The following is a 24,470-nucleotide window of genomic DNA, read 5'->3' as shown; positions in this document are numbered from 1 at the left end:
TGCATGTTGACCTGAGCGGCCATCGCGCCACCTGAGCCAAGCCCCAGACCAAGGAAAGACCCGAGGATGACCGACGAACACCGCCACCCACTGCGCCGCGCCAATGTGGACCGCGCCAAAGCCCAAGACGCCCCCGACACGCCGCAAACCCGCGCGCCTGCCTATCGTCTGGCCTTTACCGACGATGACTTCATGTGCCGTGATGAGCTGCGCCCGGTGCGTCTGCAACTGGAGCTTCTCAAGCCCGAGCTGCTGCTGGACGCCCATGGCATCCAATCCACCATCGTGCTCTTTGGGGGCGCACGCATTCCCGAACCGGCCGAGAAACACACCGCCCGGACCAAGACACTGGCCGATCTGTCGCGTTTTTATGACGAGACGCGCACCTTTGCCCGTCTGATGACCAAAAAGTCGATGGAAAGCGGCGGCACCGAGAATGTCATCGTCACCGGCGGCGGGCCGGGTGTGATGGAAGCGGGCAACCGCGGCGCGCTGGACGCGGGCGGCCATTCCATCGGCCTCAACATCGTACTGCCGTTCGAGCAGGCGCCCAACGAATATGTCACGCCCGAACTATGCTTCAACTTCCACTACTTCGCGATCCGTAAGATGCATTTCCTGATGCGCGCCCGCGCGATCTGCGTCTTCCCCGGTGGTTTCGGCACCATGGACGAACTCTTTGAGGCGCTGACGCTGATCCAAACAGGCCGCATGAACCGGGTGCCCTTCTTGCTGTTTGGCCGTGAGTTCTGGGAAAAGATCATCAACTGGGACGCGCTGGCCGATGCGGGCACGATCTCTGCCGAAGACCTCGACCTATTCCGCTTCGTCGAAAGCGCGGCTGAGGCGATGGAGGTGATCGAGAATTGGGAGACCGCCCCCGCCCGCGAACATGTGCCGGGCCGCGAAGAGGTCGAAGATCACGGCTAAGCCGTCGTGGCCTGCCCCCCAGACCCGTCACCGGGTGAAGGTCTGGCCCAAGGCCGCTTCGGCCCCTTGGACGATATCGCGCAGGATATCGGCGGCGGGACTGACCGCACCGATCAGCCCTGCCACCTCTCCGACAAAGGCGTTGGCAGTGCGGGCGTCGCCCTCTGCCACCGCCGCCTGCCACCGTGGCAACTCCTGCGCCAGCGCAGCGCGCAGCCCTTCCGGGTCGTTATGCCAGCGGTCGGTGAAATCGTTGCGCAAGACACGACCCGTGTAGCGTTTGGGCCAATCATAGCCGCGCATGATGTCGGTCACGGTGCTGCGCAGTGTGTCGTCGCCGCTGGCCTTGAGCGCGGCCTCTCGCATCGCGGGATGCACCAGCGCCTCTTCCGAGGCCCAGAAGCGCGAGCCGACGACCACACCGTCGGCCCCGAGCATCAGCGCCGCCGCCAGCCCGCGCCCATCCGCCACACCGCCTGCGGCACAAAGCAACGTGTCAGGCGCATGGCGGGCGATGTGATCCGCGACTTCGGGCACGAGGGTAAAGGTCGCGCGTTTCTCGCCGTGGCCGCCAGCCTCGGCCCCTTGGGCGACGATGATCTCGGCCCCCAGATCAATCGCATGGGCGGCGTCGCGCAGGGTTTGCACCTGACAGATCAACGGCACCTTTGCCGCGCGGATCGCGGGGAGGAACTCTACCGGGTCGCCGAAGGAAAGAAAGATCGCCGCCGGATCACGGTCGAGCGCTTGTTCCAGCGCCTGCGGATGCTCCTGCAGCTTCCAAGTGATGAAACCGCAGCCGACCGATTGGTTGCCCGCCAGTTCCTGCTGCTCGGCGATCCAATCGCCTGCATCATAAGCCCCGCCGATCATCCCCAAACCGCCCGCGCCTGAGACCGCCGCGGCGAGCCGCCCGCCTGCGGCAAAGGCCATCGGCGCTTGGATAATCGGGTGGTCGATCCCCAGTCGTTTGGTCAGCCGCGTGGTCAGCATCGCCTACCGCCCCGCCAGAATGGCATCAGCGGCTTTTTCGGCGATCATCACCGTCGGCGAAGCCGTGTTGCCCGAGACGATCTTGGGCATGATCGACGCATCCACCACCCGCAGACCGCTTAAGCCATGCACCCGCAGATCGCTATCGACCACCGCCATCGGATCGCTGCCCATCTTGCAGGTGCCGACGGGGTGGAAAATCGTCGTGGCGATGTCGCGCGCCTTGTCGAGCAGGTCTTCGTCGCTCTGCACGGCGGGGCCGGGCAGGATTTCCTCGGGCGCATAGGGGCGCAGCGCCTTGGCCGTCATGATGTGACGCGCCTGTTTCATCGCCGTGACCGCCACGCGTTTGTCATTCTCGGCAGAAAGGTAGTTCGGCCGGATATCGGGCTGCACCGCGCTGTCGCGGCTGGTGAGATGGCAAGAGCCGATGCTTTCGGGCCGCAGGTTACAGACCGAGACGGTGATCGCGGGGAAAGGGTGCAGCGGATCCCCCAGCTTGTCGGTCGACAGGGGCTGCACGTGATACTCCAGATCCGGCGTCTCAAGCGCGGGGTCGGACTTGGTGAACATGCCGAACTGGCTGGGCGCCATCGCCAAGGGACCGCTGCGGCGCAGGAGGTATTCCAACCCCATCCGGCCCTTGCCCCAGATCGAATGGGTCATCGTGTTGAGCGTTTTGGTGTTCTGCACCTTGTAGACAGTGCGGATTTGCAAATGATCCTGAAGGTTCTCCCCAACGCCGGGCAGATCGTGCAGCGTGTTGATCCCCATGCCGCCTAAAAGGTCACCTTGCCCGATCCCCGACAGCTCAAGGATCTTGGGCGAATTGATCGCCCCCGCTGAAAGCAACACTTCGCCCTCGGCCTCGGCGCGCATCGTGCGGCCCTTATGGGTGAAACGCACGCCGGTCACACGCTTGCCGTCCAAGACCAGCCCATCGGTATGCGCATGGGTGATCACCCGCAGGTTCGGGCGCTTCATTGCGGGGCGCAGGAAACCGCGCGCCGTGTTCCAGCGCACCCCGCCCTTCTGGTTCACCTCGAAAAAGCCCGAACCTTCGTTGTCGCCATCGTTGAAATCGGCCCGCGGCTCGATCCCGAACTCCCGCGCGCCGCCTTGCACGGCCTCCAGAATGTCCCACCGCAGGCGCTGCTTGCTGACCTTCCACTCGCCCCCCGCGCGGTGCATCTCGCTGCCGCCCGCATGGTGATCCTCGGATTTCAGGAAATAGGGCAGCACGTCGTCCCAGCTCCACCCGGCATTGCCCAGTTGCCGCCAATGGTCATAGTCCGCCGCCTGCCCGCGCATGTAAATCATGCCGTTCACCGACGAGCAGCCGCCCAGCACCTTGCCCCGCGGATAGGCCAAAGAGCGCCCGTTCAACCCCGCCTCGGGCGCGGTTTTCATCATCCAATCCGTGCGCGGATTGCCGATACAGTAAAGATACCCCACCGGCACCTTCACCCAGTGATAGTTGTCATCCCCCCCGGCTTCGAGCAGCAGAACCCGATTGGCCGGATCGGCGCTGAGACGGTTGGCCAAGACACAGCCCGCGGTGCCCGCACCGACGATGATATAGTCATAGCGGCCCTCTAGCTGCGTCTCATCGTTCATGCTGCTCTCTCCCGATATTCTGTCCCGCCTCCCCGGCCCGTCATTGGTAGAGCGCGCGGTGACGGGTCACAATCCCTGTCGTAAATCGCGCGGCCTCCCGCGGCCTTTGCCGCAAAGCCACATTCACCGCGCTTTGCATGCGCGGCGAATCCGTTTGTTGATTTTTTCGACCCATGGGTGAATATGACCGGATTGGACATACCCCCCCCGCGATGCGCGACGTTCATTTCGGGGAAAAATTTTGCCGCCATTTGGTGTCCAGAAACAAAGGCTTGAACTGGTGCGGCGACCCGAATTCATACTCTTGCTCGGATGTCTCGCCATCACCTTTGGGGTGTTCCTCTACAGCAGTCGCAGCAATGATGCCGCCGCCGACCGGGCCTTTGATCGCATCGCCGAGGAAAGCCTGAAAAGCCTTGATGCGCGGATGCATACCTATCTGCAAAGCCTCAATGGCATCGCCGCGTTCATGAACGCCTCGGACGAGGTGACAGCCAGCGACTTCGCGCATTACGTCGATACGCTGGAGATCGACAGCTTCCTGCCCGGCATCAACGGCATCGGCTTTGTTGCCCCCGTCGCCATAGGCACCGAAGAGGCGTTCATCGAAAAGGTCACCGCCCTCGGGATCGAGGATTTCCGGATTCACCCCGACACCGGCAATGCCGAGAAGATGGTGATCCAGTATATCTACCCCCAAGGGCCGAATGCAGAGGCCGTGGGCCTTGATATCAGCTTTAACGAAGACCGCCGCCGCGCCGCCCTGCGCGCCCGTGAGACGCGAGAGCCGAAGCTGACGCCGCGCATCCTGCTGGTGCAGGACAAGACCCGCCAGCCCGGCTTCCTGCTGCTGCGCCCGGTCTTCGCCGCCGACAACAGCCCGGCGCAGGAGACCGCCGGTTTCATCGGTTGGGTCTATGCGCCCTTTGTGGGGGCGAACCTGTTGTCCAGGCTGACCCCGGCTCAGGGAGAGTCCTATGACATCCAAGTCTACGATGGGCTGATCACGGCCCCCGAAAACCGGATTTTTGACAGCACGCCCGAAGGCATCGCCACCGGCCACCACAGCATCACCCAGACCATCGAACGCTTTGGCCGCCCTTGGACCGTTGTCCATGTCAGCACCGCCAGCTTTGACCGCGCCACCCATAGCGCGGTGCCGGAAATCCTGCTGGTCTCTGGCATCCTTCTGGCGATCCTGTTCTTCGTGGCCTTCCGCAGCCTGCGCCAGCGCAGCGCCGCACTGAGCGAGCTTGCCGTGCTGCGCGAACGCCAGATCGACGCCCATGAAGAGGAAAACCGCGCCGTTATCGAAAACGCGGTAACGCCCATCTTCTTGCTCGACAGCAATGACCGGGTGCTCTTTGCCAACCAAGCGGCGCTGGTCTGCTTTGGCTATGGGCATGAGGCGCTCAAGGGGATGGAGTTTGGCGAACTCGTCACCGATCTGGTTGAGGATCACGACCACGAACAGGTCAACGCGGCGGGCAAGACCTGCTTTGGCCAAGACCTCAAGCTTGATCTGCAACGCAACAATTGGACCACCCACACCGGCGAACGGCGGGTGACCGCAATCGTGCGTGACCTGACCTCGGAACTGGCGGTGCAGGATGAGCTGGCGCGGAACAAGGCGCTCTATGACCTCGCCCTCGAAGGCGCGCAGATCGGGGTTTTCGACATCGACCTGCGCACCGGCAAATCCGAGGTGTCCGACACATGGCGGCGCATTCTGGGAATGGCGGATTTCGAGCGGCTGCCCGACCCGCAGGGGGAATTCCTCAAACGTGTCCACCCGGATGACCTGCCTCTGCTGACCCAGACTGATCAGGCCTGCATCTCGGGGCAGCAACAACGTTCCGTCACCGAATACCGGCTGAAGATCGGCACCGGTGAGTGGCGTTGGATGCGCTCTGACGCGGTGGTGACCGAACGCGATGAAAACGGCACCGCCCTGCGGATGGTCGGCACCCAAACCGATGTGACCGACATCGTCCACGCCCGCAACGCGCTTGAAACCAGCGAGCGGCGGTTTCGCCAAGTGCTGGCCGCGGCCCCGGTGGGCATGGCGATCTTGGGCGAAGGCGGCGTGTTCAACAGCGTCAACAGCGCGCTTTGCACCCTTTGCGGCTATAGCGAAGAAGAGCTTTTGTCGAACACCAAACTGGGCGATCTGATGCCCGAGGGCGATCTGCAAAAGCTCTACGGTGAGGTGCGCGGGCTGGTCGATTCCCGCAGTTCGCAGACCTATCAGGCCGAATACCGCATCACCCACAAGCTGGGCTATGAACGCTGGGGCCTGTTCAACGTCTCTTGGACCTATGACAAGAACGCCCGCGGCTATGTCTTTATCGTTCAAATCAACGACATCACCGACCAAAAGAAGCTGGAACAGATCAAGAGCGAGTTCGTCTCGACCGTCAGCCATGAGCTGCGCACGCCGCTGACCTCGATCAAAGGCGCTTTGGGGCTGATCGACACCACGGACAACAGCCGCTTCCTCCCCGCGCATATCCGCCTGATCGACATCGCCCGCAGCAATGCCGACCGCCTGTCGCATATCGTGAACGACATTCTCGACCTTGAGAAGATTTCATCGGGCGAAGTGCAGTTCGACTTCCATGATGTCGACCTGAACAAGGTGATCACCGACTCGGTCAACGAAATGTCACCCTTTGCGATCACCCATAACAACACCTTGGGCCTGCAACTGCCCGACAAGCCGCTGACAGTTCGGGTGGATGAAAGCCGCACCCGGCAGGTGCTGGCCAATCTGATTTCGAACGCCTGCAAATACTCCGATGCCGAGAGCGAGGTGCAAATCCGCGCCGAGCGGCTGGGGGACCGGGCCATCGTCTTTATCCAGAACACCGGCCCCGGCGTGCCGGAAAACTTCCGCCCGCGCATCTTTCAGGCTTTCTCGCAGGCTGATGGCTCCGACACCCGCGCCAAGGGCGGCACCGGGCTGGGGCTCAACATCACGCGGCAGATCATCAAACGCCAAGGCGGCACCATCGGGTTCGAAAGCATCCCCAACGGCGTCACCGTCTTTTGGTTCACCTGCCCCATCGCCGAGGCGCAGATCGCGCAAACGCCCGCCACACCCGACGCGGAAGCGGAGGAGCGGGACACTAAGCTGCGCGTGTTGCATATCGAAGACGACATCGACTTCGCCGAGGTGATCCGCACCGGGTTGGACAGCGTGGCAGAGGTGACCAATGTCACCAACCTTGCCCAAGCGCGACAGTTGATCGGCCAGGATGAACTCGACGTCGTGATCCTTGATTGGTCCCTGCCCGACGGCGATGCACGTTCTTTGTTGGAAGATATCACCCGCCTGCATCCCGCGGCCAAAATCATCAGCCTTTCCGCAGACAACAACCGCGAACCCGACCCCCGCGTGGGGATCAACCTTGTCAAATCACGGAGCGGGATCAGCTCGGTGGTCAACTCAATTACGGGGACAACCGCCCGCGCCTCTTAACCGGCGCATTATAAACCGTGGCATTTCAGCGGAGTGACGCTAAAGTGCGACATGCCATATTATTGCCAATATGCTCTGGCATTTTGATTAAATTACAATGCACAAGTCATGCTATAGTTTTAAGCATGTCCGCTTCGGGGCGAGGAATTCCAAGTGTCGTCAAAGCCATTTACCAAGCGTACCGCCGCCACATTTTTTCTGGGCACTGCCATTTCCGGCAGCTGGTACACCGCAACATCCGCACTTTTCGCGGGCCAAATGGGGGAGGTTATCCCCGTCGTCGGTGCGATCATTCTGGCGGGGCTCACGCCCTTTGCCGCGACCGCATTGCAAGCAAACCCGCAGTCTCCTGCCGATAATTCAGATATGGAACAAAGGCTTAGAGTATTCGACAGCCATGCCATCGTGAACATCGTTGATACGGGCGGGATGCTGGAACAGGTCAACGACCGTTTCATCGAACTGACAGGCTACACCCGCGATCAATTGATCGGCCAGCCTGTGTCGATGCTTTACCAAGAAGAGTTTCGCGAACTTGCCGCAGAAATCCGCGCCACCCTGATGGCTGGCAAGACGTGGCAGGGCGAAACCCCGCTGCGCTGCGCCGATGGTCGGGTGATCCAGACGCAGTGCACCGTGATGCCACTTTTCGACAAAAAGGGCGCTTGGGCCGGGTCGATTTCGGCCCGTACCGATGTAACCCACGCCAACGAACTTTTGGCCGAACGCGACACAGCGGAAACGCTTTATGAGTTGCGCGATGACATCTGGATCGTCGACGCCGAGACAGAGCGGTTCAGCTATATGAACCGCGTCGCCATGAGCCGCACCGGCTGGAGCAAGGACAGCTACCGCACGCAAACGCTCGAAACCCTGACCGAGGAAAGCGACAACCCGGCCCTGCTGGACGCCTGCCGCGCGCTGAAAAAGTCGGGCAAAGCGATGACGCAGTTCGACACGCAACTGTTTGGCAACCATTTCCAAATTACGATCAAGCTGCTGCCCACCGGCGGGGCGGCGGGGCGGTTCCTGATCATGCTGCATGACATTTCGGATATCATCAACGAAGAGCGGATGAAGTCGGAGTTCATCTCGATGGTCAGTCACGAACTACGTTCGCCCCTGACCTCGATCAAGGGCTCCATGGGGCTGCTCTTGTCGCGGGCGGCGGGCGAATTGCCCAGCAAGGCGCGTGCCTTGCTGGAGATCTCCCACCGCAACGCCGACCGGCTTGTGCTGATCATCAACGACATCCTCGATCTTGAAAAAATCGCCAACGGGCGGCTGGAATTCAATCTTGAGGAAGTCGATATTGCCGAGCTGCTTCATGAGACCAGCGCCGCCAACGCCTCGCTTGAGCAGCGCCACGGCGTGCGCATTCAGGTCGAAGGCACCGACGACCTGCAGACAGTGACCACGGATCCGAACCGGGTCATTCAGGTGCTGACGAACTTCCTGTCGAACGCGGCCAAATTTTCCAAACCCGGAGAGCGCGTGACCATCCGCGCCGAAGAGAATGACGACGAATTGCGCATCTCCGTGGCGGACCGTGGCCCCGGCATTCCGGCTTCCGAGCAGCACAAGGTGTTCCAGCGGTTTGCCGATCTGTCCAATTCCAACCGGGCCGACAAAGGCGGCACCGGGCTGGGCCTTAGCGTTTGCAAAGCCATCGTCGAGAATCTCGGCGGTAAAATAGGTTTTGACAGCCGTGAGGGATTTGGTACGACATTTTACTTTACCCTGCCGAAGAAAAATTCTCAGGTAGCGGCAGAGGAACCGGCCGCGTTGCTGCGCGAAGCCTCCTAGAGAGAGTATGGAATGATCAAACTGCTGCACGTCGAGGATGACGCCGATATTCGTGAAATCGCGCTGATGGCGCTTGAACTGAGCGGCGATTTTGACGTCGTCCAATGCGAGACCGGGGAAGCGGCGCTGAATCAGGTTCAGTCCTACACGCCCGATGTGATCCTGCTCGATATGATGATGCCCGGCATGACCGGTCGCCAGACGCTTGAAAAGATGCGCGAGATGGAGAGCCTGCGCGACGTGCCCGCGATCTTCATGACCGCCCGTGCCCAGCATAATGAGATCGAAGAGCTTCGTGATCTGGGGGCGGCTGACGTGATCAGCAAACCCTTCGATCCGATCTCGCTGGCGGATCAGGTCAAGGCGGCGATGCAAGCAGGCTAAGCCGACTTGCCTTTGGCCTGCCCTTCCTGGCGGGTTTGCGATGAATTGTCAGTAAGTTTTGGACCGGCTCAATACCGGGCGCCGCGCCCTTAGGCGTGGGCGTCGATTTCCTGCCGGCAATGGGCGACGAACCCATCCAGTTCCGAGATGATCTCGATCGGGCAATCCGCGTGATTGGCGCGCGGTCCGGCCAGATGCTCGACAATCTGCGTTTCGCATTTGCGCGCCAGACGGCCCAGCTCTTCGAAGCCGAGGGACCCGGCACTGCCCGCGATCTGGTGCAGAATGGCCTGCGCGCTGGCCAGATTGCTTTTGATTTCGTCTACGGTGGTCCCGTCCCAGGCGGCCAACCCATGGGTTGCGATCAGCGTCTGACGCTCGTCCAGCATTTCGACAAAGCGCTGTCTGATGCGCTCTATGCCGGGAAGTTCCGCTAACATTTTAGTCATGCTTGTTGATCATTCTGCCAAAAATCATTGAGCGATCTCGTATGCGCCTCACTGGCGGCTTCTGCACTCGCATGGGCCTGCGCCAGCGCATCCATGACGGAATTGCCGCTCTTCCAGATCAGCCGCACGGCCTCTCCCGCGCTGACACGCGGGTGAACACGCTCGCCATTATTGTCGAACAATTCGGTTTGAGACAACTCAAAGTTAACCGCATCCATCAAACCGCCCATATTCGGGCGCCAGCCGCTCTCTGTAACGCATACGAAAGTGCCATTGCCCGCGTAGGACATCAGCACCTGATGATCGACGAGCGTATCGGACAGGATTTCGGCCACATCTGAGACAAGGCTATAGAACTCGAAAGAGGTCATCGTCGCGTGGAAGGCATCGACCTCGCGGATGGTGAAGGCGAAGGCGGTGGAGCCGAAAAGCGCGCTGCGCGACAATTGGGCGACGTAGTTCTCCATCGCGGTATAGTCGATCACATTGTCCACGTCATAGATCGGGACCGGCTCGAACAGCTCCATATGCGTCGCCTGATCGGCGATGGTCTTGGCGGCGAAGATCTTTTTGGTCCGCTGCTGACGCTCTTTCACCATGCCTTCGACCAGCCCGATGCGGGCCTTGAGTTCGGCAATCTCGAAAGGCTTAGTCACATAGTCGGTCGCCCCGGCGGCAAAGGCGGCGTCGATATAGCGTTTGTCGGACATCGCGGTGAGCATCAGGATCGGCGTATCGGCATGGCGCGCCGAATTGCGGATGTGCTGCGCCAGTTCGATCCCATCCATGCCCGGCATCTGAATATCAAGCATGAAGCAATCAATCGGCCCGAGGTTGGGATCGCCCAACATATCAACCGCATGCAGAGCCGATGGGGCGGTCGTCAGGTCATGCGCGCCGATGATCTCTACAAATTGCCCAAGCAATTCGAGGATAATCGGATCGTCATCCACCGCCAGAATTCTCATTACATCTCTCCACAGATAAAAATCTTTGGCCCCAAACTGGACGGACCGCTGCTTTCTTCTAATTTCTCTGGGAACTGTGGCCTAATTTTGGCGAATTCTTAGTAAATAGGCGACAAACCGGGGCACTGTTTCCATATCGGGGGAATTTGGCCCGATGAACGGCCCTGTTTACCGTTTTTTCATTTCTGATCGGTCTAGCTGCAGCACCTCTCGCGGGTGTGATTCCCTCCAATGCAAACGGCCCGACGTTTCCGCCGGGCCGCTCCAGTGTCTCGTAGCTTTAACCCTTAGCCCAAGGTCGCCTTGATCGCGTCGGCGGTGACCCCCACGACCTTATCCGCTTCTTCGCGGGTCAGGCAGAAGGGCGGCGCGAAACCGATGATGTCGCCTTGGGGCATGGCGCGGGCGATGACACCGGCCTTGACCATATCGCCGACGATGGTCGGCACCACTTTGCGCGTCGGATCGAAAGGCGTGCGGCCGTCGCGGTCTTCGACCAGCTCCACGGCGCAGAGCATGCCTTCGCCCCGGATGTCGCCCACCTTGGGGTGATCGCCCAATGCCGCCTTCATCTGCGCATTCAGATAGCCGCCCACGTCCGAGGCATTCTCAATCAGCTTCAGCTCGTCGATCAGCTTGAGGTTCGCGATCCCCGCAGCCGCGCCGATGGGGTGGGCCGAATAGGTCCAGCCGTGGCCGATTGGGCCATTTTCATCGGTGCCCTGCTCCAGCACCTTCCACATCTTGTCGCCCACGATGGAGCCCGACAGCGGCGCATAGGCCGAGGTCAGCCCCTTGGCGATGGTGATCAGGTCAGGCTTCATCCCGTAGTGATCCGAGCCGAACATCGACCCCAGACGACCAAAGCCGGTGACGACCTCATCCGCGACCAGCAGGATGTCATGCTTGTTCAGCACCTCTTGCACGGCGGCCCAATAGCCCTCGGGCGGCGGCACGATGCCTCCGGTGCCCAGAACCGGCTCCCCGATGAAGGCGGCGATGGTGTCGGCCCCTTCGCGTTCGATCAGCACTTCCAACTCGCCCACAAGATGGGCGGTGAACTCTGCCTCGCTCATGTTGGCGTCGGGGCGGCGGTAGTAATAGGGCGCGTCAGTGTGGACCACCTGCGCCAGCGGCAGGTCGAATTTCTTGTGGAACAGCTCCAACCCGGTGAGCGAGCCGGTCACCAGCCCCGAGCCGTGATAGCCACGCCAGCGCGAGATGATCTTTTTCTTCTCGGGGCGGCCAAGGATGTTGTTGTAATACCAGATCAGCTTGACGTTCGTCTCATTCGCGTCCGAGCCACCAAGGCCGAAATAAACCTTGCTCATGCCTTCGGGCGCGCGGTCGAGGATCATCTTGGACAGGGTGATGCTCGCCTCGGTGCCATGGCCGACGTAGGAGTGGTAATAGGCCAGTTCATGCGCCTGCTCGGCAATCGCCTCGGCAATCTCGGTGCGGCCATAGCCCACGTTCACACAGTAGAGGCCCGCGAAAGCGTCGAGCAATTCGTTGCCGTCGCGGTCGGTGATATGGCTGCCCTTGGCGGTCTTGATCACACGGGTCGGGCTTTCGCCGCGGGCGTGCTGCGCCAGATGGGTGGAGGGGTGAAAGAAATTTTCACGGTCCCATTGTTCGAGCATATCGTTCTTCAGCATTGGTCTTTCCTTTCTTCCGGCGCGCCTTTGCGCCGTATCCTTTAAATCTTAGGCCCAGTCACGGCAGACGTATTTGACTTCCGTAAAGGCTTCGAGCCCCAGCCGCGATCCCTCGCGCCCGATCCCCGATTGTTTCGTGCCGCCAAAGGGGATCGGCGCGCCGGTCACCTTGGTGCGGTTCACCGCCACCATGCCGAAACATAGCGCCCGGCTGGCGCGGTAGATGCGGCGGGGGTCTTGGCTGTGGACATAGGCCACCAACCCATACTCCGTGTCATTGGCCCGCTGGATCGCCTCATCCTCGCTGTCGAAGGCCGCGATGGCGGCCACGGGGCCAAAGGTTTCCGCGCGCATGATCAGCGCATCGGGCGGCACGTCCGCCAGCACCGTCGGCTCAAAGAACAGCGGCCCCGCCGCGTGACGCTTGCCACCACAAAGCAGCCGCGCCCCACGGTCAAGCGCATCTTTGACGTGTTCTTCTTGTTTGGCCACGGCTTTCTCGTTCATCAACGGGCCGATGTCGGGGTCATCCGCCCCGATGCCGACGGTGAGCGCTTCGGTCGCGGCGGTGAACCGCGCGCAGAAGGTGGCATAGCTGTCGCGGGCAATGAAGAAGCGGTTCGCGCCGAGGCAGTCCTGACCGGAAGTGGCGAACTTAGCCTTGATCGCCTCTTCGACGGCGCGGTCCATATCGGCATCATCGAACATGATGAAAGGCGCATGGCCGCCCAGTTCAAGCACCAGACGTTTCACGCTGTCCGATGCCTGACGGTACAGCAGTTTGCCGATCTCGGTGGAGCCGGTGAAAGAGATGGCCCGCACGCGGGTGTCCTCCATCCACGGTTTCACGATCTCGGGCGCCTCGCCGGTGACGACGTTGAACACCCCCTTTGGTAGCCCTGCCTGTTCGCCCAATTCGGCCAGCGCCAGCGCCGAGAAGGGCGTCTCTGCCGAAGGATGCGCCACCACGGTGCAGCCTGCGGCCAGCGCCGCCCCCGCCTTGCGGGTCAGCATGGCAGAGGGGAAGTTCCACGGCGTGATCAGCGCGGCCACGCCCACCGGCTCGCGCCAGATTTCCACCTCGGCATCTGGCAGATGCGAGGTGACGCCTTCGATATTCGGGCGGCGGGCCTCTTCGGAATAGAACTCAAAGAAGGAGGCGGCATAGTCGATCTCGCCGCGCGACTCGGAGATGGGTTTGCCCTGTTCGGCGGTCATGATCCGCGCCAGATCCTCCCGGTTCTCCAGCATCAGGTCGCGCCAGCGGCGCAGGATCGCGCCGCGCTCTTGCGGCAGAAGGCCCGACCAGTGGGGAAATGCAGCATGGGCGGCATCCACCGCGCCGCGGCTGTCCTCGGCGCTAAGCTTGGCCACCGCCCCCAGCACCGCGCCGCTGGCCGGATCGGTCACCTTGAAATCATCGCTCTGCGCCCCCGCGACCCATGCGCCATCGACATAGGCAAAGTGGCGAGCCAATGCGCCCCGCGTCAGCGCGGGCAGACCATCGGCGGGGGTTGGGATCATCTTGGTCATCGGGCACCTCCTTGGGATGAATTGCCCCGAAGGTAAGGCAGGATGCGGCGCGGGTTTGACCGAATATCAGCCGATCGGCAGGAGGTTTTGCGGCGCAGCCCCCGGCCCGCCGCAAAAACTACGGCGACTCAGCTTTCGCCCTCGGGCAGCAGCAGCGACAGCGGCAACGGCGCCGATTTGACCGATTTGGTGACGACATAGGTAAAGTAGCGGCTCAGCCCGGCCTGCTGATCCAACAGCGCATCCATCAGACGTTGGTAGCTGTCGATGTCGCGGGTGACGACCTGTAGCAGATAGTCAAAGCCGCCGCCCAAGGCCCAGCACTGCACGATCTCATCATGCTGCGCGATCACGGCCTCGAACCGCTGAAACGCCTCGGCCCGGTGGTTGCCCAATTCGGCCTGCACAAAGACGGTGACATGCGGGGCGATGCGGCGCAGGGCGACATGGGCCTGATAGCCGGTGATGATGCCCGCAGCCTCCAGCCGTGACAGCCGTTCGCCGCAGGCGGTAGCGCTCAGGTTGACCTTGTCGGCAAGCGCGGATTTGGCGATGCGCCCCTCGCGAGAGAGGATCGACAGCACCGCGATATCGCGCTTATCGAGTTTGACAAAGCTCATATCCGCTTCATGCGAGCGCATGCCGGACTTGTCAATTGTCATGATTGTGGTGATCATCCAGATCATGACAAAATGGCGCCCAGACCCCGGATCCCTGACCCGCCCTGCCTATCGTTCACTCGTTCAGGCGATTGAAACGGCGATACAGAATGGCGTGCTCAAACCCGGAGACCGCCTGCCGACGCAGCGGCAGATGGCCTTTGACCTGTCGCTGAGCGTGCAAACCGTGAGCCGCGCCTATGACAAGCTGGTCGAGGCGGGTAAGATCGTCGGAGAGGTGGGTCGCGGCACTTTCGTGCGCGCGGCGAGCGATGAGATCTCCATGCCCTTCGTCAGCCGCAAGGCCGCCGGGCGGTTGCTGGATATGTCGATCTTGAAACCTGTGCTGGATCACGCCCATGAAGAGGCGATGCAAAAGACACTCCGCGCCATGGCCCGCTCCCTGCCCCGCGCGATGATGGGCGGGTTTCGCCAAGACCTCCGCGCCGGGGACAGCAGCAGCGCAGTGCGGCGCTGGCTCTCGCTCTGCGGGCTGGATCTGGAGGGGATGGCGGTGATCCCCACCAACGGCAGCACCAGCGCGATGACCGTGGCGATGATGACGGCGGCACAACCGGGCGATCTGATCGTCAGCGAAGACATCGGCCATCACACCCTGCGCCCCCTCGCCCGTTTTTTGGGCATCCGCCTGCAAGGGGTGACCGTCGACGCGGGCGGCATCTGCCCCGAAGCGCTGGAGCGGATCTGCGCGAAAGAGCCGGTGAAGGCCGTCTACCTGATCCCCAATGGCGCCAATCCGCTGGCCTTTACCATGACGGAAAGCCGCCGCGCCGCGGTGATCGAGGTGGCAAGACGCCATGACCTGCTGATCATCGAGAACCAATCATGGGGGCCGCTGCAAGACGCGCCGCCGCCGCCAATGGCCGCAATGGCCCCGGAACGGGTGCTCTATTTCACCAGCCTCACCAAATGCCTGCTGCCGGGGCTACGGGTCGGCTATCTTGTGGTGCCGGATCACCTTGGGGCCTCGGCGGCCAACCGGCATATGGTGACCAGTTGGATGGCCACCAATATGATGACCGAGATCGCCGGGCGCTGGATCGAAGAAGGCACCGCCGAAACCCTGCTCAACCGTCAGCAACTGGCCCTGCGCGACCGCGCCGATTTCGCCGCCAATGTGTTTCGCGGCCTCGACATGCGGACCAGTTCGAACGGGCTGCACCTCTGGCTGCCCTGTCATGACATTTACGAAGAGGCCGAACTGGTCAAATCCATCCGCGAAAGCGGGGTCGCCGTAGCCAATGGGGCCAGTTTCGCCATCGGCCCACCAGACCGCCACCCGGGGCTTCGCGTCTCGATCGGGGGGCAATCCTTTCCCGAATTCGCCCGGGGGATTCGCATGATCGATGCAAGATTACGCAACAGGGGTGGGGCGGAATGACTGTGAGAGCGTCTCAAATTGTCATGGATCAATATTCACATTGACATGATTGGGATCGGTTTAAATGATCTAGCAGTCAGGACATTAGTTTCGCTGCGGCCTTTGTGCTGCGCGGGCAATAAATGAAAGGGAGACAGATGGCTAATTTCAAGACCGTTATCACCGGGGGTATCCTCGCAGCCGTGACAAGCGTCGCAGGCGCGGCCTCCGCCGACACGTGGCGCTATGCATTCGAAGAGGCACTGGACGAGGTGCAGGGCAAATACGCCCAGAAATTCAAGGAAGAGGTCGAAGCGAACTCCGACCACGAAGTGCAGCTTTTTCCCTATGGCACCTTGGGTGAATCCGTTGACACGATGGAACAGGCGCAGGCCGGTATCCTTCAGTTCGTGGACCAATCCCCCGGCTTCACCGGCGCGCTGATCCCCGAGGCGCAGGTCTTCTTCGTGCCCTACCTGCTGCCGCAGGACGACGAGGAACTGTTCGAGTTCTTCCGCACCTCCAAGGCCATCAACGAAATGTTCCCCGAGCTTTATGCAGAGCAGGGTCTGGAACTGCTCAAGATGTTCCCCGAGGGTGACGTTTGCATGACCACGCAAGAGCCGGTCAAAACGCCCGAAGACCTCAATGAAGTCAAGTTTCGCGTCATGACCAACCCGCTCTTGGTGGAAAGCTACAAAGCCTTTGGTGCCACGCCAACACCGCTGCCATGGGGCGAAGTCTATGGCGCGATGCAAACCGGCATCATTCAGGGTCAGGAGAACCCCGGCTTCTATCTGGAATCCACCAAAATGTATGAGGTGACCGAGGTCATCACCTGCATCGGCCACAACAACTTCACCACCGCTGTGATGGCCAACAAGGATTTCTATGACGGCCTGTCCGATGAGGACAAAGAGGTCGTTCAAAACGCCTCTGACGCGGCATTCGACTACATTCTCGAATACCAGTCCGGCCTGCAGCAGAAGTCGCTGGACAACATCGCCAAGGCGAAGCCCGATATGCAGATCAACATCCTGTCCGAAGAAGAGCGTCAGCCCTTCAAAGACAAGGCCGCATCGGTCGAAGAAGCCTTCATCGAAATGACAGGCGACAGCGGCAAGGAAATCCTTGAGCAATTCAAGGCAGACCTTGAAGCCGTCAAGTAAATACCTTTCTCACCCTCCGGCATCGCCGGGGGGTGACCTTATTTTGACGCGATCCATTTGAACCATCTACGGGATGACGCCGGTGACGGAAGACAACCACAGTTCGCAACTGCAATCTCAGACAGATACCACCGGCACCGATGACGCCCCCGTGGGCACCTATAAATCCACCCTCCCCGGCCCTCTGGGCACCATCGACAATGCGATCAGCTGGCTTGAGTCTGTGATGCTCGCCGCTGGTGTTTTGTTGATGGCCGCCAATACGATCGCCAATGTCGTGGGCCGTTTCGTCTTTCAAAGCTCGATCTTCTTTTCCGAAGAGCTGAACAGCATCCTGATCATCCTCATCACCTTCGCGGGCATTTCCTATGCCGCGCGGCACGGGCGGCATATCCGCATGTCGGCGATTTTCGACGCCCTGCCCCCGCGCCCCCGCAAAGCGCTGATGATCTTTATTGCCTTCGTCACCGCCGTCTTCATGTTCGGCCTCGCGTGGTACGCGCTGCAATACATCATGACCCAAGCCGGACGCGGTCGCCTGCTGCCCGCCCTGCAAGTGCCGGTCTGGTGGACGCTGGTCTGGGTGCCTTTCGGCTTTTTCATGACCGGGCTGCAATACCTGCTGACCGCGATCAAAAACATCATTGAACCAGATATTTACCTGTCGACCAGCGTTCTCGAAGGCTACGACGACAACGAGCGGGAGGTCTGAGCCATGGCCGTCACCATTTTCTCTGTCATGGTCGTTCTGCTGCTGCTCGGCTTTCCCATGATGATCCCGCTGATCGTGGGGGCTTTCGTCGGTTTCTATTCGCTCTTCGGCGGTTTCGGCCAGCTTGAGACGATGGTGCAGCAGATGATGGCGGGGGTCAGACCCGCCTCGCTGATTGCCGTGCCGATGTTCATCTTTGCCGCCGACATCATGACGCGGGGCCAATCCGCCGGGCGGCTGATCGATATGGTGATGTCCTTCGTCGGCCATATGAAAGGCGGTCTCGCGGTCGCCACCGCTGCGGCTTGCACCATGTTTGGCGCGGTCTCGGGCTCCACACAGGCGACGGTCGTCGCCGTTGGCTCGCCCTTGCGGCCCCGGATGCTTAAGGCGGGCTACAAAGACAGTTTCGTCCTGGCGCTGATCGTGAACTCCTCCGACATCGCATTCCTGATCCCGCCCTCCATCGGAATGATCATCTACGGCGTCGTCTCCAACACGTCGATTGCCGAACTCTTCATCGCGGGCATCGGCCCCGGCCTGCTGATCCTCGCGCTCTTCTCGATCTATTCGGTGATCTACGCCTACCGCCATAACGTCCCCACCGAAGAGAAAGCGACATGGGGCGAGCGTTTCCGCGCGGTGCGTCAAGCGCTCTGGCCGCTGGGCTTCCCGGCGATCATCATCGGCGGCATCTACGGCGGTGTCTTCTCCCCGACCGAGGCGGCGGCGGCCTGCGTGCTCTATGCCATTTTCCTTGAGATGATCGTCTTTCGGGAAATCGACTTTGCCGGCATCTATGAGACCGCAAAATCGACCGGGCTGATTACCGCCGTGGTCTTCATCCTCGTCGCGGCGGGTGCGGCATTCTCTTGGGTTATCTCCTTCGCGCAGATCCCCCAAGCGGTGCTGACCGGCATCGGGATCGACAGCATGGGACCGATTGGCGTGCTCTTCGTGATCTCGGCGGCCTTCTTCATCGGCTGTATGTTCGTGGACCCCATTGTCGTGATCCTCGTCTTCGTGCCGATCTTTGCCCCGGTGGTGGACTCGGTCGGCCTCGACCCGGTGCTGGTCGGCACCGTCATCACGTTGCAAGTCGCCATCGGCTCGGCCACGCCGCCCTTCGGCTGTGACATCTTCACCGCCATCGCGGTCTTCAAACGGCCCTATATGGAAGTCATCCGCGGCACCCCGCCCTTCATCATCATGCTGCTGAGCGTCTCGGTTGCCCTGATCTTTTTCCCGCAGATCGCCCTGTTCCTGCGCGATCTGGCCTTTGCGAAATAAGAGGAGAGCGTCATGTTCACCCATATCCTCGCCCCCTATGACGGCTCGGTGAATGCCGACCGCGCGCTGATGAAGGCGGCAGAGATGGCCAAGCTGACCGGGGCGAAAGTGACGCTTTTGACGATCTACCGGCATCATTCAATGCTGGAGGCGTCGCTCTCGATGGTGCGGGTGAACGATCCGGGCAATATCGACGACGCGATGCAGGCCCATGCGACCGAGATTATCACCCACGGCAAGCAACTGATGAAAGACGCGGGCGTCGAGAATGTCCGCGCCTTCGTCCGCTCTGGCCGCCCCGCGCGGGCGGTAACGGAATTTGCCAAGAAACATGAGGTTGACCTGATCGTCATCGGCTCGCGCGGCCTTGGAGCCACGGGCGACAGCTATCTCTTGGGGTCGGTCTCTCACAAGGTTACGGGGCTCGCGAAATGCCCCGTGCTTGTCGTCTAGGTCAAAGGAATATTCAGGTGACACCCCCTGTGCAAAGCGAGACGCTTGATTGCCGTTTGCGTGAAGATGACCCCGTGCGGCTGGGGGCGATGCTGCTGTCGACCGACATGACCTTTGAACGCGACGCCGCGCGGCTGATCGACCCGGCGCAGGCGGCGCTGCATGTGGCCCGGATCGCTTTTGAGAACCCCACCACCCCCGAACGGCTGCGCGCCATGACCCCCGATATGGCCCGCACGGCGGCGCTTTTGGTGCCGGGCATCCAGCTGTCGGCCATCGCCTTTTGCTGCACCTCGGCCTCGGTCGCCATCGGCAACCCGGCTGTGCGCGCGGCGATTGGCGAGGGGCTGCCCGGCGTGCCCGTCATCACCCCCGCCTCCGCCGCCATCGCGGGCTTTGCCGCGCTTGGCGTGACGCGGGTGGCGATGCTGACCCCCTATCTGCCGGAAACCGCCGCGCCGCTGGCCACCTATTTCAACGATCAGGGGCTAGAGGTCATGCGCAACGGGGCCTTCGCATTGGAAGACGACCGCGACATGGCGCGGATCGACGACGAAAGCATCATAAACGGCGCCGCTGCGCTGGATGGCGCGGAAGTAGAGGCATTTTTCCTCTCCTGCACCTCCCTGCGCGGCGTCGACGTGATCGACCGGATCGAAGCACGGCTGGGAAAGCCCGTCGTGACCTCTAACCAAGCGCTGTGCTGGGCGTTGCAACGGATGGGCGGGCTGTCGGGTCGCCCCGACGGCTATGGCCGTCTGTTCGACTGCGACATGCCAAGCGCCCATGCACAAGGCATCATTCCGTGATCCCGGCCCCTCTGGCCGGATCGCATTATTCGGGTAACCAGACATGAAAGGGGCTGGCCTATGACCACTTATGAGGCGAATTTTACCAACAGCGAGTACCAGCGCCGGGTCGACCGAACGCGCAAGACCATGGCCGCGCGCAATCTCGATGCCATCGTCGTCAGCGATCCGTCGAACATGTCTTGGCTCTCGGGTTATGACGGTTGGTCCTTCTATGTTTACCAAGCAGTGATCCTGACCCATGAGGGGGAGCCGGTCTGGTGGGGCCGCGGCATGGATGCGCTTGGCGCCCGGCGAACGGTCTTCATGGAGGACGACTGCATTCGCGGCTATGACGACAGCTACGTACAGAACCCCGAGAAACACCCGATGGAAGACCTCTCGGCTCTCTTGAGCGAAATGGGGTTGGAGCAGGCCCGCATCGGCGTCGAGATGGATAATTACTATTACTCCGCTCGCGCCCACGACACGCTCAAGGCCAAGCTGCCCAAGGCGACCTTCATGGATGCCACGGCGTTGGTGAACTGGGAACGCGCCGTGAAATCCGAGCGCGAGATCGAATATATGGAACGCGCTGCGCGGATCGTGGAGGAAATGCACGTCCGCATCCTCGAAGTCGCCGTGCCGGGCATGCGCAAGAACGATCTGGTGGCCGAGATCTATGCCACCGGCATTCGCGGCGCACAGGGGTTCTGGGGGGATTACCCGGCTATCGTGCCCATGGCCCCTTCGGGCATGGACGCTACCGCCCCGCATCTAACATGGGACGACCGGCCCATGCAGCCCAATGAGGCGACGTTCTTTGAGATCGCAGGCGCGCATCGACGCTATCAATGCCCCCAGTCGCGCACGCTGTTCTTTGGCGATGTGCCGCAGAAATACCGCGACGCGGAAAGCGCCGTGCTGGATGCGATTGACGCAGGTCTCGAACAGGCCAAACCCGGCAACCGGGCCGAGGATATCGCCAATGCCTTCAACGCCACGCTGAACAAGGCGGGATTCGAAAAGGACAGCCGCTGCGGCTATGCCATCGGCATCAGCTACCCGCCGGACTGGGGGGAGCGCACCATCTCTTTCCGCCGTGGCGACAAGACGATCCTAGAGCCCGGCATGACCTTCCATTTCATGCCCGCCCTCTGGCTCGACGATGGCGGGCTTGAGATCACCGAGCCGATCCGCATCACCGAGACCGGCCACGAATGTTTCTGCACCACACCGCGAAAGTTGTTTGTTTCCGCATGACCAGCAATCCCATCACCCCGACCATCCCGCTTGACCAACCCGGCGCGCATCACGGTTTCCTGCGCCTGCCCTACAGCCGCGACGACAGCGCTTGGGGGTCCGTGATGATCCCCATCACCGTCATCAATGGCGCCGACGGCCCCACGGCGCTGCTCACCGGCGGCAACCACGGCGATGAATACGAAGGCCCGATTGCTTTGCAGGAACTGGCCGCTACGCTGAATCCGGCGCAGATCACGGGCCGGGTCATCATCTTGCCGATGATGAACCAACCCGCCTTTGCCGCGGGCCGCCGCTGTTCGCCCATCGACGGGGGCAATATGAACCGCAGCTTTCCGGGCAGCCCCGGCGGCACGGTGACCCAGAAGATCGCGCATTACATCGCGTCCGAACTGGTGCCGCTGGCCGATATCGTGCTGGATTACCACTCCGGCGGGCGGACGCTGGATTTCCTGCCCTTCGCCGCCGCGCATATCCTGCCCGACAAGCGGCAGGAGGCCGCTTGCATGGCCGCGATGGAGGCGTTCAACGCGCCCTACTCCATGAAGATGCTAGAGATTGACAGCCGCGGCATGTTCGACACCGAGGTCGAGGAGCAGGGTAAGGTCTTTGTCACCACCGAATTGGGGGGCGCGGGCACATCGACGGCCAAGAGCATCGCCGTGGCTCGCAAAGGCGCGCGCAACCTGCTGATCCATGCGGACATTCTGCAAGGGGAGCCGGAGGTGGCCGAAAGCGTGATGCTCGACATGCCTGACGGGCGCTGCTTCACCTTTAGCGAGACCACGGCCCTGTTGGAGCCGCTGGTCGATCTGGGTGACGCGGTGACCGAGGGCCAGCCCATCGCCCGGCTCTGGCCCAGTGACCGCAGCGGTCAGCCAGCGATCCTCGCCCATGCGCAGCTTAGCGGCATCCTGACCGCCCGGCATGTGCCGGGGCTGGTCAAGATGGGCGATTGCATCGGGGTGGTGGCGCAGGTGGTCTGAGCCAGCCGCGCCCGCCTCATTCGTCGACGGGAAAGTAGCAAGCCGCCGGATGCGGCGCGCCCTCCAACGGGGGGCGCTCCTTGCGGCAGACATCCTGCACTTTCCAGCAACGCGGGGCGAAGGGGCAACCCTCGGGGATCGCCAGCGGCGAGGGCAATTCGCCCTGCAGTTTGATGCGCTCCTTGCCGCCCTCGGGGTCGGCGCGCGGCGTGGCCGACAGAAGTGCCGCCGTATAGGGATGGCGCGGATTGTCGAAGACCTCGTCCTTCGGTCCCTTCTCCACCGCGCGGCCGAGGTACATGACGATCACGTCATCGGCCACGTGGCGCACGACCGACAGGTCGTGGCTGATGAAGAGATAGGCCAGATCCATCTTCTCCTGCAGGTCCACCAGCAGGTTCAGGATCGCCGACTGAATCGACAGGTCCAAGGCCGAGACCGGCTCGTCCAGCACCAGCACCTTGGGGTCAAGCATCAGCGCCCGGGCCACCGCGATGCGCTGGCGCTGACCGCCCGAGAACATATGCGGGTAGCGGTCGTAATGCTCGGGCCGCAGGCCGACGAGGCGCAGCATCTCGCGCGCCTTCTCCTCGCGCTCTTTCTTGGACATGTCCTTGCGGTTGATGACCAGCGGCTCCTGCAGGATCGTGCCGATCTGCTGACGCGGGTTGAGCGAGCCGTAGGGGTCTTGGAACACGATCTGCACATGCTGGCGCAGGTCGGCCCAATCCTCGGGGCGCACCGGTTTGCCGTCGAGCGTGAGCGAGCCTGCGGTCGGCTCCTCGATCATCGTGACCATGCGCGCCAGCGTGGACTTGCCGCAGCCGCTCTCGCCCACCACGGCCAGCGTCTTGCCGGGGTGCAGTTCGAAATCGAGGCCCGCGACGGCCTTCAATGTCTGGGTCTTGCGCAGGAAGCCGCCACCAACCTGATAGTGACGCTGCAGCGCGTCGGCGGTCATTACGGGGGCAGTCATGATGCGGCCCTTTCATTGGTGTTGAGCGGATAGAAGCAACGCGCCTTACCCAGATCCTCGCCCAAGGGCGGCGGGTTCTCAGCGCGGCATTTGTCGTTGGCGAATTTGCAGCGCGGAGAGAAGAGGCACCCCGCAGGCCGGTCGAACTGGCCGGGCACCACGCCGGGGATCGTCGGCAGGCGTTTCTCGGTCGCGCGCTCGGGCAGCGCGTCCAGCAGCGCCGCCGTATAGGGATGGTGCGGTTCGCGGAAGAGCGGCAGCACCTGCTGCTCCTCAATCTTCTGACCGGCATATTGCACCGATACCCGCTCGGCGGTTTCGGCGACCACGCCCATGTCATGGGTGATCAGCACCAGCCCCATGCCCGTCTCGTCGCGCAGCGAGGTCAGCAGGTCGAGGATCTGCGCCTGAATGGTCACGTCGAGCGCGGTCGTGGGCTCATCCGCGATCAAAAGCTTCGGCTTGCAGGCAATCGCCATGGCGATCATCACGCGCTGGTTCATGCCGCCCGACATCTGGTGTGGGAAGACCGACAGGCGCTTTTCCGGGTCCGGAATGCCGACCTGCTCAAACAGCTCGATGGCCCGCTTGTGCCGCTCGGCCCGGTTGAGGCCCAGATGCACGCGGAGCGATTCCTTGATCTGCCAGCCCACCGGGAAACAGGGGTTGAGCGAAGACATCGGCTCTTGAAAGATCATCGCCAGATCATTGCCGACGATCTTGCGCCGGGCGCGTTTGTCCATGGTCAGCAGGTCGTGGCCATCGAAGGTCAGCTCATCGGCGGTGACGGTGGCGGTCCAAGGCAGGAGCCCCATCAGCGCCAGCATGGAGACCGACTTGCCCGAGCCGCTTTCGCCGACGATGGCGAGGATCTCACCGGTGTCGACATCCTGATCGACGCTGTCCACCGCGCGGAACTTGCCCGAGGCGGTGGCGAAATCGACCGAGAGGTTGCGGATACGCAATAGAGACAT

21 protein-coding genes are annotated in these 24,470 nt (G+C 61.9%); 12 read left to right on the top strand and 9 right to left on the bottom strand.

The window, feature by feature from the left end:
- The first annotated feature begins 66 nt into the window (after positions 1–66).
- Complete coding sequence (locus ACGYLX_RS07425) at positions 67–930, top strand: LOG family protein (protein ID WP_394448304.1); 864 nt, start codon at positions 67–69, stop codon at positions 928–930.
- A gap of 27 nt (positions 931–957) precedes the next feature.
- Here the strand turns inward: ACGYLX_RS07425 and ACGYLX_RS07420 are convergent, their stop codons facing one another.
- Together ACGYLX_RS07420 and ACGYLX_RS07415 are read right to left on the bottom strand one after the other, a co-directional pair.
- The gene (locus tag ACGYLX_RS07420) at positions 958–1,923 is read right to left on the bottom strand and encodes an NAD(P)H-dependent flavin oxidoreductase (protein WP_394448302.1); all 966 of its coding nucleotides are present in this window, start codon (positions 1,921–1,923) and stop codon (positions 958–960) included.
- Positions 1,924–1,926: 3 nt separating this feature from the next.
- Positions 1,927–3,540 (bottom strand): GMC family oxidoreductase, encoded by a 1,614-nt coding sequence (locus tag ACGYLX_RS07415; protein WP_394448300.1) that lies wholly within the window; start codon positions 3,538–3,540, stop codon positions 1,927–1,929.
- A 280-nt stretch (positions 3,541–3,820) separates the two neighbouring features.
- On the opposite strand from ACGYLX_RS07415, the gene ACGYLX_RS07410 reads away from it, so the two are divergent.
- The 3 genes from ACGYLX_RS07410 (at position 3,821) to ACGYLX_RS07400 (ending at position 9,211) form a co-directional block, all read left to right on the top strand.
- A complete protein-coding gene (locus ACGYLX_RS07410) occupies positions 3,821–7,021 on the top strand; it encodes a CHASE domain-containing protein (protein ID WP_394448298.1) in 3,201 nt (1,066 codons plus the stop codon).
- A 153-nt stretch (positions 7,022–7,174) separates the two neighbouring features.
- Complete coding sequence (locus ACGYLX_RS07405; RefSeq protein WP_394448296.1) at positions 7,175–8,827, top strand: ATP-binding protein; 1,653 nt, start codon at positions 7,175–7,177, stop codon at positions 8,825–8,827.
- A 12-nt stretch (positions 8,828–8,839) separates the two neighbouring features.
- Positions 8,840–9,211 carry a response regulator gene (locus ACGYLX_RS07400; RefSeq protein WP_067261066.1) on the top strand — a complete coding sequence of 124 codons (372 nt, stop codon included), beginning with the start codon at positions 8,840–8,842 and terminating at the stop codon, positions 9,209–9,211.
- Between the two features lie 89 nt (positions 9,212–9,300).
- Here ACGYLX_RS07400 and ACGYLX_RS07395 read toward each other — a convergent pair whose 3' ends face one another.
- The 5 genes from ACGYLX_RS07395 to ACGYLX_RS07375 form a co-directional block, all read right to left on the bottom strand.
- Complete coding sequence (locus tag ACGYLX_RS07395; protein ID WP_067261064.1) at positions 9,301–9,660, bottom strand: Hpt domain-containing protein; 360 nt, start codon at positions 9,658–9,660, stop codon at positions 9,301–9,303.
- A complete protein-coding gene (locus ACGYLX_RS07390) occupies positions 9,657–10,628 on the bottom strand; it encodes a PleD family two-component system response regulator (RefSeq protein WP_168612990.1) in 972 nt (323 codons plus the stop codon). Before ACGYLX_RS07390 ends, ACGYLX_RS07395 begins: the two co-directional genes overlap by 4 nt.
- Before the next feature lie 287 nt (positions 10,629–10,915).
- On the bottom strand, positions 10,916–12,286 hold the full coding sequence (locus tag ACGYLX_RS07385; RefSeq protein ID WP_168612989.1) for an aspartate aminotransferase family protein: 1,371 nt from the start codon (positions 12,284–12,286) through the stop codon (positions 10,916–10,918).
- A 48-nt stretch (positions 12,287–12,334) separates the two neighbouring features.
- On the bottom strand, positions 12,335–13,819 hold the full coding sequence (locus tag ACGYLX_RS07380) for an NAD-dependent succinate-semialdehyde dehydrogenase (protein WP_394448294.1): 1,485 nt from the start codon (positions 13,817–13,819) through the stop codon (positions 12,335–12,337).
- 128 nt (positions 13,820–13,947) lie between these two features.
- Entirely contained in the window at positions 13,948–14,481 is a 534-nt protein-coding gene (locus ACGYLX_RS07375) for an Lrp/AsnC family transcriptional regulator (RefSeq protein ID WP_231886306.1), read from the bottom strand.
- Here ACGYLX_RS07375 and ACGYLX_RS07370 point away from each other — a divergent pair.
- From ACGYLX_RS07370 to doeB, 8 genes are all read left to right on the top strand, one after another.
- Positions 14,480–15,880 carry a PLP-dependent aminotransferase family protein gene (locus tag ACGYLX_RS07370; RefSeq protein WP_168612992.1) on the top strand — a complete coding sequence of 467 codons (1,401 nt, stop codon included), beginning with the start codon at positions 14,480–14,482 and terminating at the stop codon, positions 15,878–15,880. The genes ACGYLX_RS07375 and ACGYLX_RS07370 overlap by 2 nt on opposite strands.
- 137 nt (positions 15,881–16,017) lie before the next feature.
- A complete protein-coding gene (dctP, locus tag ACGYLX_RS07365) occupies positions 16,018–17,028 on the top strand; it encodes a TRAP transporter substrate-binding protein DctP (protein WP_394448291.1) in 1,011 nt (336 codons plus the stop codon).
- Positions 17,029–17,101: 73 nt separating this feature from the next.
- Positions 17,102–17,740 (top strand): TRAP transporter small permease, encoded by a 639-nt coding sequence (locus ACGYLX_RS07360; protein WP_394448289.1) that lies wholly within the window; start codon positions 17,102–17,104, stop codon positions 17,738–17,740.
- 3 nt (positions 17,741–17,743) lie between these two features.
- Complete coding sequence (locus ACGYLX_RS07355; RefSeq protein WP_168612854.1) at positions 17,744–19,030, top strand: TRAP transporter large permease; 1,287 nt, start codon at positions 17,744–17,746, stop codon at positions 19,028–19,030.
- Between the two features lie 12 nt (positions 19,031–19,042).
- Positions 19,043–19,483: a universal stress protein gene (locus ACGYLX_RS07350; RefSeq protein WP_067262549.1), complete on the top strand. Its 441-nt coding sequence runs from the start codon at positions 19,043–19,045 to the stop codon at positions 19,481–19,483.
- A gap of 17 nt (positions 19,484–19,500) precedes the next feature.
- Positions 19,501–20,292, top strand: a complete 792-nt coding sequence (locus tag ACGYLX_RS07345; protein ID WP_168612855.1) for an aspartate/glutamate racemase family protein — start codon at positions 19,501–19,503, stop codon at positions 20,290–20,292.
- A 60-nt stretch (positions 20,293–20,352) separates the two neighbouring features.
- The gene (doeA, locus tag ACGYLX_RS07340; RefSeq protein ID WP_168612856.1) at positions 20,353–21,534 is read left to right on the top strand and encodes an ectoine hydrolase DoeA; all 1,182 of its coding nucleotides are present in this window, start codon (positions 20,353–20,355) and stop codon (positions 21,532–21,534) included.
- Entirely contained in the window at positions 21,531–22,520 is a 990-nt protein-coding gene (gene doeB, locus ACGYLX_RS07335) for a N(2)-acetyl-L-2,4-diaminobutanoate deacetylase DoeB (RefSeq protein ID WP_394448285.1), read from the top strand. The genes doeA and doeB overlap by 4 nt, the downstream gene beginning before the upstream one ends.
- A gap of 16 nt (positions 22,521–22,536) precedes the next feature.
- Here the strand turns inward: doeB and ACGYLX_RS07330 are convergent, their stop codons facing one another.
- Both ACGYLX_RS07330 and ACGYLX_RS07325 read right to left on the bottom strand, forming a co-directional pair.
- Complete coding sequence (locus ACGYLX_RS07330) at positions 22,537–23,496, bottom strand: ABC transporter ATP-binding protein (RefSeq protein ID WP_067262557.1); 960 nt, start codon at positions 23,494–23,496, stop codon at positions 22,537–22,539.
- Positions 23,493–24,470 carry an ABC transporter ATP-binding protein gene (locus ACGYLX_RS07325; RefSeq protein WP_067262560.1) on the bottom strand — a complete coding sequence of 326 codons (978 nt, stop codon included), beginning with the start codon at positions 24,468–24,470 and terminating at the stop codon, positions 23,493–23,495. Before ACGYLX_RS07325 ends, ACGYLX_RS07330 begins: the two co-directional genes overlap by 4 nt.

Origin of the sequence: Sulfitobacter sp. 1A13496, assembly GCF_043557225.1 — a bacterium.
Classification (GTDB): Bacteria; Pseudomonadota; Alphaproteobacteria; order Rhodobacterales; family Rhodobacteraceae; genus Sulfitobacter; species Sulfitobacter faviae.
The sequence above is the reverse complement of the archived record's forward strand: the minus strand, read 5'-3'. Positions and strand labels throughout refer to the sequence as shown.